This window comes from Streptomyces sp. NPDC048254 (genome assembly GCF_043201895.1).
Lineage (GTDB): Bacteria > Actinomycetota > Actinomycetes > Streptomycetales > Streptomycetaceae > Streptomyces.
Map to the genome: position 1 here is coordinate 797,953 of NZ_JBICZJ010000002.1, position 10,535 is coordinate 808,487.

9 protein-coding genes are annotated in these 10,535 nt (G+C 72.1%); 5 read left to right on the forward strand and 4 right to left on the reverse strand.

The window, feature by feature from the left end; translation table 11 throughout:
* Positions 1 to 14: 14 nt before the first annotated feature.
* Together ACGFZQ_RS08955 and ACGFZQ_RS08960 are read right to left on the reverse strand one after the other, a co-directional pair.
* A complete protein-coding gene (locus ACGFZQ_RS08955) occupies positions 15 to 1,430 on the reverse strand; it encodes an ABC1 kinase family protein (RefSeq protein ID WP_393839749.1) in 1,416 nt (471 codons plus the stop codon).
* Complete coding sequence (locus ACGFZQ_RS08960) at positions 1,423 to 2,625, reverse strand: TOMM precursor leader peptide-binding protein (protein WP_393839750.1); 1,203 nt, start codon at positions 2,623 to 2,625, stop codon at positions 1,423 to 1,425. The genes ACGFZQ_RS08955 and ACGFZQ_RS08960 overlap by 8 nt, the downstream gene beginning before the upstream one ends.
* Positions 2,626 to 2,872: 247 nt before the next feature.
* Here ACGFZQ_RS08960 and ACGFZQ_RS08965 point away from each other — a divergent pair, with 247 nt between their 5' ends.
* The 4 genes from ACGFZQ_RS08965 (at position 2,873) to ACGFZQ_RS08980 (ending at position 6,733) form a co-directional block, all read left to right on the forward strand.
* Positions 2,873 to 3,469: a M48 family metallopeptidase gene (locus ACGFZQ_RS08965; protein ID WP_351745462.1), complete on the forward strand. Its 597-nt coding sequence runs from the start codon at positions 2,873 to 2,875 to the stop codon at positions 3,467 to 3,469.
* 137 nt (positions 3,470 to 3,606) lie between these two features.
* Positions 3,607 to 5,268 carry a TerD family protein gene (locus ACGFZQ_RS08970; RefSeq protein WP_393839751.1) on the forward strand — a complete coding sequence of 554 codons (1,662 nt, stop codon included), beginning with the start codon at positions 3,607 to 3,609 and terminating at the stop codon, positions 5,266 to 5,268.
* 11 nt (positions 5,269 to 5,279) lie between these two features.
* A complete protein-coding gene (locus ACGFZQ_RS08975) occupies positions 5,280 to 5,960 on the forward strand; it encodes an AIM24 family protein (RefSeq protein ID WP_351704845.1) in 681 nt (226 codons plus the stop codon).
* A 17-nt stretch (positions 5,961 to 5,977) separates the two neighbouring features.
* Positions 5,978 to 6,733 (forward strand): AIM24 family protein, encoded by a 756-nt coding sequence (locus ACGFZQ_RS08980; protein ID WP_382527672.1) that lies wholly within the window; start codon positions 5,978 to 5,980, stop codon positions 6,731 to 6,733.
* Between the two features lie 77 nt (positions 6,734 to 6,810).
* Here the strand turns inward: ACGFZQ_RS08980 and ACGFZQ_RS08985 are convergent, their stop codons facing one another.
* The gene (locus ACGFZQ_RS08985; RefSeq protein ID WP_393839752.1) at positions 6,811 to 7,332 is read right to left on the reverse strand and encodes an NUDIX hydrolase; all 522 of its coding nucleotides are present in this window, start codon (positions 7,330 to 7,332) and stop codon (positions 6,811 to 6,813) included.
* Positions 7,329 to 8,765 (reverse strand): zinc-dependent metalloprotease, encoded by a 1,437-nt coding sequence (locus tag ACGFZQ_RS08990; RefSeq protein ID WP_393839753.1) that lies wholly within the window; start codon positions 8,763 to 8,765, stop codon positions 7,329 to 7,331. The genes ACGFZQ_RS08985 and ACGFZQ_RS08990 overlap by 4 nt, the downstream gene beginning before the upstream one ends.
* Positions 8,766 to 8,957: 192 nt before the next feature.
* Here ACGFZQ_RS08990 and ACGFZQ_RS08995 point away from each other — a divergent pair, with 192 nt between their 5' ends.
* Positions 8,958 to 10,070, forward strand: coding sequence for an SDR family oxidoreductase (locus ACGFZQ_RS08995; RefSeq protein ID WP_351745448.1), 1,113 nt, complete (start codon positions 8,958 to 8,960; stop codon positions 10,068 to 10,070).
* The last annotated feature ends 465 nt before the right edge of the window (positions 10,071 to 10,535 follow it).

Below are 10,535 nucleotides of genomic sequence, written 5' to 3' on the forward strand. Positions count from 1 at the left end.
CCCTGCTGCGTCTTCTACTGCGCCTCTACGGCCGCCTCCACCTCCTCGGCCTCCTCGGCTTCCAGGACTTCCACAGCTTCCACGGCTTCTTCGGCCTCTTCGAGTACGAACCCCGGCAGCCACGCCTCCAGTTCCTCCCGCAGCCGCACCGTCGCGCCCAGCTGGCAGAGCACACCGATGGTGCTCAGGGTCACCCGGTGTATCAGCAGGTAGGCCGGTGGCAGGTTGAGCTGTTTGCCCAGCTGGTGGGCAGGGTTGCGGGGGTCGGCGATACGGGCCGCCTGGCTGCGCATCCAGTTGCGGGTGAAGGTGAACTCGTCGACCTCCGCCGGTTCGATGATCGGCAGCAGATAGTCCAGGACGGCGTCGGGGTCCAGCTCTATGGAGTCCTTGACGAACCCTTCGGCGCACAGCAGCTCGTAGACCGCCTCGGCGTCTCCGTCCAGTGTCATTCGCAGGGAGTCACCGATCGGGGCGGGCAGGCCGCCCGCGAGGCGGTCGACCGTGCCGAAGTCCAGCACGCCCAGGAGCCACTCCTCCTCGTCCTCCGGCCCACCGGGCAGCAGCCGGAAGTTGCCCGGGTGCGGGTCGGCATGCAGCAGGCCGGTGCGGGCCGGACCCGAGAACAGGAACCGGGCCAGGAGCTGACCGGCCCGGTCGCGCTGTTCCTGCGTACCCTCCGAGATGATCTCGGAGAGCGGTATCCCGTCGATCCACTCGGTGACCAGGACCTGCTCGCACTGGTACACCACCGCGGGGACCACCACATCGGGGTCGTCCGCGAACTCCTCCGCGTGCGTCTCCTGGGCCTGTGCCTCCAGGGCGTAGTCCAGCTCCTCGGAGACCCGGTCGCGCAACTCCGCGATCAGGGGCTTGATGTCCATGCCAGGGATCAGCGGACCCAACAGACGGGCGAAACGGCTCAGTTGCCCGAGATCGGACAGCAGGGCCTCGCCGGCTCCCGGATACTGCACCTTGACCGCGACCGCACGGCCGTCGTGCCACACTGCCCGGTGCACCTGGCCGATCGAGGCCGCCGCCGCGGGCTTCTCCTCGAACTCCAGGAACAGCTCCCGCCAGTCCTCGCCGAGGCGCTCGGCGAGCACCGCGTGCATGGTGCGGGCCGGCATCGGCGGTGCGGCGTCCTGAAGTCTGGTGAGGGCCGCCCGGTAGGGGCCGGCGATCTCCTCGGGGAGGGCGGACTCGAAGACGGACATGGCCTGTCCGAATTTCATGGCCCCGCCTTTCAACTCTCCCAGAACCTTGAAGAGTTGCTCCGCCGTGCGCTGTTGCAGCTCGCGGCTGACGATCTCCGCGGACTCACCCACGATGCGCTTGCCCAGACCCCAGGTCGCCCGGCCGGCGAAGCCGAGCGGGAGCGCGGCGAGCTTGGCGGTCCGGGTGACCGCCTTCCGGGGAAGATCAGACATGCGCCCTCCAAGTCCCATTCGGCCGCGCGGCGTCCGCGCGCTCTCGTCGCTCCGCCGACGGCCGTTGCACCACCATTGTCTCGTGCGCAGCCCCGTTTGAGGCGTGTTCCCCCTTAGCTCTCTCCGCAGCTCCGCACGGGCATGCGGGGTGCGGCCGGACCGGCCGCGCATGCCAGTGCAGAGCCGGCACGGACGCCTCCCAGCGCACTCCCGTGCCGGAGGGCGACTCCCCGTCGAGGAAGGCCAGGGCATGCGCGGCGGCCAGCCCGGCCACGGCCGTCGCCAGCGTCAGATCGCAGGCTCCCACCCGGCGGGCCTGGCCGGACCGCCACTGGGCGATCAAGCGAGGCCAGGCCGGATCCCGGTCCGAGCGGTGCTCGTGCAGACAGCGGGCGCAGCCGGTCCCGCCGGGCAGGACGAGCGGACCGACGACGCCCGTGCCCTCCACGACGCCCGTGTAGAGGTGAGGTGTCCCGGAGGCCATGAGCGGCTCGGCGACGCGCGCGTCGGGGGCGTGCACCAGGACGTCGTCACGCGGGGCGATGATCACCAGGGAGAGGCCGGGTTCCTCCGCGGCCGGGGCCGGGCGACGCGGCGGGCGGTCCGGGGCGACCCGGCGGACGACTCTGCGGGCGGCCTCGTCCCGCCGCTCGCCGACCGCCTCCGCGGGCAGCCCGCCCGGCGCCACGTCCCACGGCTGGACGCGGCCCACGTCACGCACGTCGACCTCGCCGACACCCGCGCCCGACAGCAGCGCGGCCAGCGTGACACCGACCCGGCCCGCGCCCCGGACCTGCACCCGCAGGGCGCGCCGGGCCGCCAGCCGGCCGATCGCGCCGCCCGGTTCCGGAGTGATCAGGGACAGCGATGCGAGATCGGGACCGAGCCGGTCCAGGACCTCCTGCTTCGTGCGCAGCGCCTCCGCGGCCGGCCCGCCGCCGCGCGCGTCGTCGACGAGCCCGGCCCGGGACAGCCGCTCGACCAGCGCGTCGACATGCCCGTCCGGCAGGTCCATGCGCCGCCCCTCCGCACGCAGCAGCGCGAGCCCCCGGGTGCCGTTGAGCAGGTCCAGAAAGCTGCCGGTCGCCGTGTCCATCGGCCCGAGTGTCATCGCGTGCACCGGGGTCATCCCGAACTGCACGGTGTTGAGATCACGCCAGCCGCGCCGGAGCGCGGGCTTCACCAACGGATGCATGGCAGTCCCCCGTAGCTGTCGAAAGGTCACGGAAGATTCCCGTAGGTCATGGAAGATCCCCGTCTGCCGGTGGAACCGGTCACGCTCCGCCCGACGACTGCCAGCATGCCCGGCCCGCTCGGCGGACGCCGAAAGTTGTCCACAGGCGGTGGGTATTCGTCGTACAAATCAAACGCATGGTGGGGGATCGGCATCGAACCGTCCCGGACCCGGGACTTCCCCCGTGTGCAGCGGGTAACGTCGGGGCGTGCCCGCCGACCCACTGCACCGCGCCGGAAAGCCACAGCGCAGCATGACGAGCCAGCCGCCCAGCGGCTTGGGGGTGAGCGCGATCGAGGTTCGCAGGAGCGCCCGGCGCCGCCGGACGGTATCCGCGTACCGCGAGGGCGATCGCACCGTCGTGCTGATCCCCGCCCGGATGTCCGAGGCGGAGGAGAAACGCTGGGTGACCGTCATGCTCAACAAACTCGCCGCCCAGGAGAGCAAGCGAGTGCTGGGCGACGCCGAACTGGCCGAGCGCGCCGAGCGGCTGTCGGTCCAGTACTTCGAAGGCCGGGCCCGGCCCGCCTCGGTGCGCTGGGTCACCAACCAGAACACCCGCTGGGGCTCCTGCACCCCCGCCGAGGGCAGCATCCGCCTCTCGCACCGGCTCCAGGGCATGCCCGAGTACGTCGTCGACTATGTGCTCTGCCATGAACTGGCCCATCTGCTGGTGCCCGGGCACGGTCCCGACTTCTGGCGGCTCCTGGAGGCGTATCCGCGGACCGAGCGGGCCCGGGGCTACCTCGAAGGGGTGGTCGCCGCCGACCGGCTGCCCCATGTGCCCGGCGCGCGCGATGAGTGACGCGCCCGGCAAACGCCGCCTTCGGGGCCGCTGAGCCCGGTTGTGTACCGGGTCTGTACCGACTTCCTCCGATGTCCGAGTTAGCCGTTAGCCTGGCGCGACGCACTCACATTCGGGATGGGGGACGGTCGTAGCGCATGGCCAGGGAATTCCAACGCGGCCACAAGGCCAGGATCAGTGACCTGACGGCGGGCACGGATCTGTACGTAGGCGTGCAGATCGCGGGGCCCGGACTGACCTTCGACATCAGCTGCTTCGGTCTGGACGCCGACGAGCGGCTGTCGGACGACCGGTACTTCGTCTTCTTCAACCAGCCGAAGTCACCCGAGGAGTCCATCCAGCTGCTGGGTGCGCAGGCGGGCGACACGGAGTCCTTCCGGGTCACGCTGGACCGGATCCCGCCGCGGATCCAGAAGCTGGCGTTCACGGCGACCCTCGATGGCGCCGGGCAGATGTCCCAGGTCGCGCCCGGATACATCCGGATCGTCGCGGGCGGCGAGGAGGTGGCCCGGTACTCGTTCAACGGTTCGGAGTTCTCCACCGAACGCGCCGTGATGCTGGGCGACTTCTACCTGAAGGACGTGTGGCGCTTCGCCGCCGTCGGTCAGGGCTTCGACGGCGGTCTGGACGCGCTGCTGAAGAACTTCGGCGGCGAGGTGATGGAGGAGGAGGCGCCCGCCGCGCCTGAGCCGCAGCCGTCGCAGGCCGGGCCCGCACCCGGATTCGCGCCGCCCGCGTTCGCCGCCCCTGCCGCGCCCGCCCCGGCGGCCCCCGCGCCCGCCCCACCGGCCCCCGCGCCCCAGGGCTTCACCCCGCCCCCGGCACCCGGCCCCGTGCCGGCTCCGAACGTGCACGGCGCGCCCACCGTCATCGCCCCGCTGGCCCCGCCCGCGCCCGGCACCGTGCCGCCCCCGTCCCCGGCCCCCGCGCCCTACGGCCAGCCGCCCGCCCCGAGCGCGCCCATGCCGCCCGGCTACGGCCAGCCCCCGGCGGCTCCGCAGTCCCCGCCCTCGCCGCCCGGCTACCCCCAGGCACCCCAGGCCCCGGCCCCGCCCCCGGGCTACGGCCAGCAGCCGTCGTTCGGGCAGGTCCCCGGCCAGCAGACCTACGGAATCCCGCAGGGCGTTCCCCAGGGCGGAGCCGGAGTCGGCGCGGCGCTCGAGAAGTTCAAGGAGACGCCCACCGGGCAGCGCTGGACGCAGCAGAACAAGAAGCTCGTCCGCGTCGACCTCGGGATGGGCGGTCAGCCGGTGCTGGCCCGCCAGGGCAGCATGGTGCTCTACCAGGGCAAGGTCGACTTCAGCTACAAGGGCGCCGGGTTCGCCGGCCGGATCGTCGGCAACGCGACCGGCCAGGAGATGCAGCTGATGCGCTGCACCGGCCACGGCCAGGTGTTCCTCGCCGAGAACTCCGCCCATCTGCACCCCATCGAGCTCCAGGGCGACGCGATCTGTGTCTCCGCCGAGAGCGTCCTCGCCTTCGACGAGAGCCTCCAGTACGAGGTCCGCCGGATCGAGGGCCACGGCATCCCCGGCGGCGCGCTGTTCACGATGCAGTTCCAGGGCACCGGCACGATCGTCGTCAAGACGCACGGCACGCCCGTCGTGCTGCCCGTGACGCCGACGACGTTCGCCGACTGCAACGCCGTGGTCGCCTGGTCCGCGGCCTCCCAGGTGGTCGTCTCCAGCCAGGTCCGGATGCGCCGCAACGCCTATCCGGGCGACACCGGCGAGAGCGTCAACCTGCAGTTCCGGGGCGCCCCCGGCAACTTCATCGTGGTCCAGCCGTACGAGGTCTGAGGGAGCCCGTCATGAACCAGCCGCTCGCGGGCTACGCCCCCGCCCCCGTCACCGCCCGCATGGAGAACCACGGCAACAATATGCTGAAGGTCGCCATGCAGACCGGGAACGACCTCCTCGCGCGCGTGGGGTCGATGGTCGCCTACGAGGGCTTCGTCCAGTACGAGCCCAACCCGCCGGCCGTGCGCCAGATCGCCCGGGACTGGATGACCGGCGAGGGCGCGCCCCTGATGAAGTGCTCCGGTGACGGACTGCTCTACCTCGCGGACTACGGCGCCGATGTCGTCGTCATCAACCTCAACGGCGACGGCATCTCCGTCAACGCCACCAACCTGCTCGCCTTCGACGCGCACCTCACCTGGGGTGTGGAGCGGGTCAAGGGGCTGGCGAAGTTCGCCGGGCAGGGCCTGTGGAACACCAAGATCTCCGGGCAGGGCTGGGTCGCGCTGACCTCCCGGGGCAAGCCGATCGTCGTCGACTGCGGCGGCGGCGAGGACGAGACGTACGTCGACCCGGACGCGCTGGTCGCCTGGTCGCCGAACCTCAAGGTGAAGGGCAAGCGCAGCTTCAAGGCGCAGTCCCTGATCGGCCGGGGCAGCGGCGAGGCCTACCAGATGGCCTTCTCCGGGCAGGGCATCGTCGTCGTCCAGCCCAGCGAGGACAGCACCGACCGCCTTCGTTTCCGGGGCTGAGGGGGAGTCAGAGAATCATGCAGAGCCCGCTTTTCGCGCACAACGACTCCCAGGTCCGGGACCGCTACAGCCTGCAGAACAAGCAGATGCTGCGGGTCGTCCTGGAGGGCCACGACGACATCCTCGCCCGCAAGGGCACGATGGTCGCCTACCAGGGACTCGTCGAGTTCGACGCCGAGTACACGAACAACCAGCAGTCACGCGCGCGTGCGTACACCGGCGAGGGCCTGGACCTGATGCGCTGCCACGGGCAGGGCACGGTCTACTTCGCCAACCTCGCGCAGCACGTCCACGTCCTGGACGTCGAGCAGGACGGACTGACCGTGGACAGCGGCTACGTCCTCGCCATGGACTCCTCGCTGCACTACGAGGTGGTCGCCGTGGACAGCCTCTACGGCATCTCCGGCTCAGGGAAGTACCAGCTCAACATCACCGGCCACGGCAAGGTCGCCCTGATGACCTCCGGCGCGCCGCTGCTGATGCAGGTCACGCCCGACAAGTACGTCAACTGCGACGCCGACGCGATCGTCGCCTGGTCCACCGGGCTGCGCGTCCAGATGCAGGCCCAGACGCATTCCTCGGGCGTGTGGCGGCGTCGCGGCAACACCGGCGAGGGCTGGGAGCTCAGCTTCATGGGAAGTGGCTTCGCGTTGGTCCAGCCGAGTGAACTGCTCCCGCCGCAGAGCGCCCAGATCGGCCAGGGCATCGCCGCCCAGTTCGGGATGGGCCAGCAGGGCGCGCGTGCGATGAACCAGGGGAACGTCTGGAGCTGACGGCCCGCAAAATCCCGAGAAAACCCACGAGGTAAGGGGCGCACGCCGGGCGGGCGCCCCTTACGCAGGTCCCCGGTTCAGAGCCGCGCGCGGGTCTGTTCCAGCAGCCGTACGACCGAGTCGTCGGCGACCTCCGCGACCTCGTCGTAGGTGAACCAGCGCAGGTCCAGGGACTCGTCGCTGATCGCATGGGCGGCGCCCCGCGGGGCCACGGCCGCGTACTGGACGTCGAAGTGCCAGTGGCACGGCGCCGGGATCGGGTGCCGGTCCAGGCGCACCGGGCCGCCCGGCAGCAGCGTCAGCCCGGGGATCCCGGACTCCTCGGTCGCCTCCCGCAGGGCCGCCGCGGCCACCGTGGCGTCGCCCGGCTCGCAGTGGCCGCCCATCTGCAGCCACATCCGCAGCTTCCGGTGCAGGGTCAGCAGCGCCCGGCCGTGCTCGGGGTCGACGACCAGCGCGCTCGCCGTGACATGCCCCGCGTGACACGCCTTCCACATGCCGTCGGGGTGCCCCGCGAGATGGTCCAGGTAGGCCTGACGCAGCTCTTCCTGGCCCTCGTACCCCTTGAGGACGAGGACCGTGTCGTCGTACAGGCTCACTCGGTGTCGTCGCCCTTTGCCTGGTCTTCCTGGTCGTCCTTCTTGCGCAGGTCGGGCTTCTGGGCCGCCTCGCCGAGCATCTTGTCCAGCTCGGAGAAGTCCAGCTGCTCGCGGTGCACGAAGCCGTCCGGGTCGTCCAGGTCGCTCGCCGTCGGCAGCATGTCCGGGTGCGCCCACAGCGCGTCCCGGCCGTCGACACCGCGCGCGTCGGTGAGCGAGGCCCACAGGCGGGAGGCGTCGCGCAGCCGGCGCGGGCGCAGCTCCAGGCCGATCAGCGTGGCGAACGTCTGCTCCGCGGGACCGCCGGTGGCGCGGCGGCGGCGCAGGGTCTCGCGCAGCGCGTCGGCGGACGACAGACGCGGCTTCGCGGCCGCGTGGACCACCGCGTCGACCCAGCCCTCGACGAGGGCCAGAGCGGTCTCCAGGCGGGCCAGGGCCGCCTTCTGCTCGGGTGTGTCCTCGGGCTGGAACATGCCCTGCTGGAGGGCGTCCTGGAGCTGCTCGGGGTTCTGCGGGTCGAACTGGCCGACCACGTCCTCCAGCTTGGCCGTGTCGACCTTGATCCCGCGCGCGTACCCGTCGACCGCGCCGAACAGGTGCGAGCGCAGCCACGGCACGTGCGCGAACAGGCGCTGGTGGGCCGCCTCGCGCAGCGCGAGATACAGCCGCACCTCCTCCTTCGGCACGCCGAGGTCCTTGCCGAAGGCCTCGATGTTCACCGGCAGCAGCGCGGCCTTTCCGGCCGGGCTCAGCGGCAGGCCGATGTCGGTCGAGCCGACGACTTCGCCCGCGAGGACGCCGACGGCCTGCCCGATCTGCGTGCCGAACATGGCGCCGCCCATCGAGCGCATCATGCCGATCAGCGGGCCCGCCATGGCCTGCATCTCCTCCGGCAGGACGTCGCCCATCGCGGCGCCGACCCGCTCGGCGACCGGGTCGACCAGCTCCTGCCAGGCGGGCAGCGTCGCCTCGACCCACTCCGCGCGCGACCACGCCACGGCCGAACCGGAACCGGACGGCAGCGACGTCGCGTCGTCCAGCCACAGGTCGGCCAGCCGCACCGCCTCCTCGACCGCCGTGCGGTCGGCGGGGCCCACGCTGGCGTCCTTGACGCCGTCCGAGGTGCCCTGGGAGACCGTCTGGCGGGCGATCTGCTTGGCCATGTCCCAGTTCACCGGACCGCCCTCGTACGAGAGCATCTGGCCCAGCTGCTGGAAGGCCGCGCCCAGGTCGGTGGGGTTCAGCGAACCGAACATGGCAGCGAACGGATTGTCGGCGCCGGGCGTGCCGAAGCCGCCGGCCCCGGGTGTGCCGAAACCGAACGGGTTGGCCGGTCCCTGCCCACCACCGCTCTGCTGGTCCTTCTCCTTGCCCTCGTCGCCGTCTTCCGGCTCCTCCGGCGGAAGGCCGAAACCGAATGGGGTGTCACTCACGGGAATCCTCGGCTGGTAAGGCCACCGGTTCTCTCCGGCGGCGCGGCTGCCCGACAACACCACCCAGCGTAGACACCCCGACCCGATCGGGCCTCGGTGCTTCGCCGACAGTCGGCCTGCGGCAGGATGGATGCCACCTGGTACGTACGCGTCACTCACGCTCGTACTGAAGACAACCGCTGGAGACGCCCGGTGAGTTCCCCAGATCCGCAGGTTCGCGCAGCGCGAAACCCGTCAACCCCTGCCGCCCTGCGCGGGCCCGTCGTCGCCGTCACCGGCGCCGCGACCGGGGTCGGCGCGCTGCTCACCGAGCGGCTGGCCGCGTCCGAGGGGATCAAGCAGGTCATCGCCATCGACGAGCGGCGCGGGGAGTGCGCGGACGCCCAGTGGCACATCCTCGACGTGCGGGATCCGGCCATCGCGGACAAGCTCCGCGGGGCCGACGTGGTGGTCCATCTCGCGCTCGACCTGGACCTGGAGACCGATCCGGCCGCCCGGACGGCCTACAACGTGCGCGGGACGCAGACCGTGCTGACCGCGGCGGCCGCGGCCGGGGTGCACCGCGTGGTGCTGTGCACCTCCGCGATGGTCTACGGCGCGCTCCCGGACAACGAGCTGCCGTTGTCCGAGGACGCGGAGTTGCGCGCCACGGCGGAGGCCACCGGCGTGGGGGACCTGCTGGAGATCGAGCGACTCGCGCGCCGGGCGCCCCGCGCGCACCCCGGGCTCAATGTCACCGTCGTGCGCCCCGCGGTGCTCGTCGGAGGCACCGACACTGCGCTGACCAGGTATTTCGAGTCGCCTCGCCTGCTTGTCGTCGCCGGGTCGCGGCCCGCCTGGCAGTTCTGTCACGTCGAGGACCTGTGCAGCGCGCTGGAGTACGCCGTGCTGGAGCAGGTCGAAGGGGAACTCGCCGTCGGCTGTGACGGATGGCTGGAGCAGGAGGAGGTCGAGGAGCTCAGCGGGATCCGGCGGATGGAGCTGCCGTCGGCGGTGGCGCTCGGTGCCGCGGCCCGGCTGCACCGGATCGGGCTGACGCCGTCGCCCGCGGGGGATCTCGCCTACACGATGTATCCGTGGGTGGTGAGCGGCAGCCGGCTGCACGATGCCGGGTGGCGGCCGGGGTGGACGAACGAGGAGGTGCTCGCCGAGCTGCTGGAGGAGGCGGCCGGGCGGCACACGGTGGTCGGCAGGCGGCTCGGCCGCAAGGACGCGACGGCCGCGGGCGCGGCAGGCGCGACGGTCGCGCTGCTGGGCGCGGCGGCCGTGGTACGGCGGGCACGAAAGGCCCGGCGGAGGATCTGACCCCGGGCCGGAGGCGGGGCTCACGGGCCGGGGCGGCGACCATGGGCCGAGGGCGACGATCACGGGCGGGGCCGTGACCATGGGCCGGGGTCGGCGAGCACGAGCCGGAATCGGCCACGTCGAGCCGGAGGCGGCGAGCGGGCCGGAGCTGGCGATCACGGCCCGGAGGCGGCGACCTGCGAGCCGGAGCCGGCGATCACGACCTGGAGCTGGCGATCACGACGACCCGGAGGCGGCGATCACGACCCGGAGCCGGCGTCGCGGGCCGGAGGCGGCGGCCGCGATCCGGAGGTGGCGATCATGACTCGGAGGCGGCGTCGCGGGCCGGAAGCGGCGGCCTGCGAGCCGGAGCCGGCGATCACGTCCCGGAGCTGGCGATCACGACGACCCGGAGGCGGCGATCACGACCCGGAGCCGGCGTCGCGGGCCGGAGGCGGCGGCCGCGATCCGGAGGTGGCGATCATG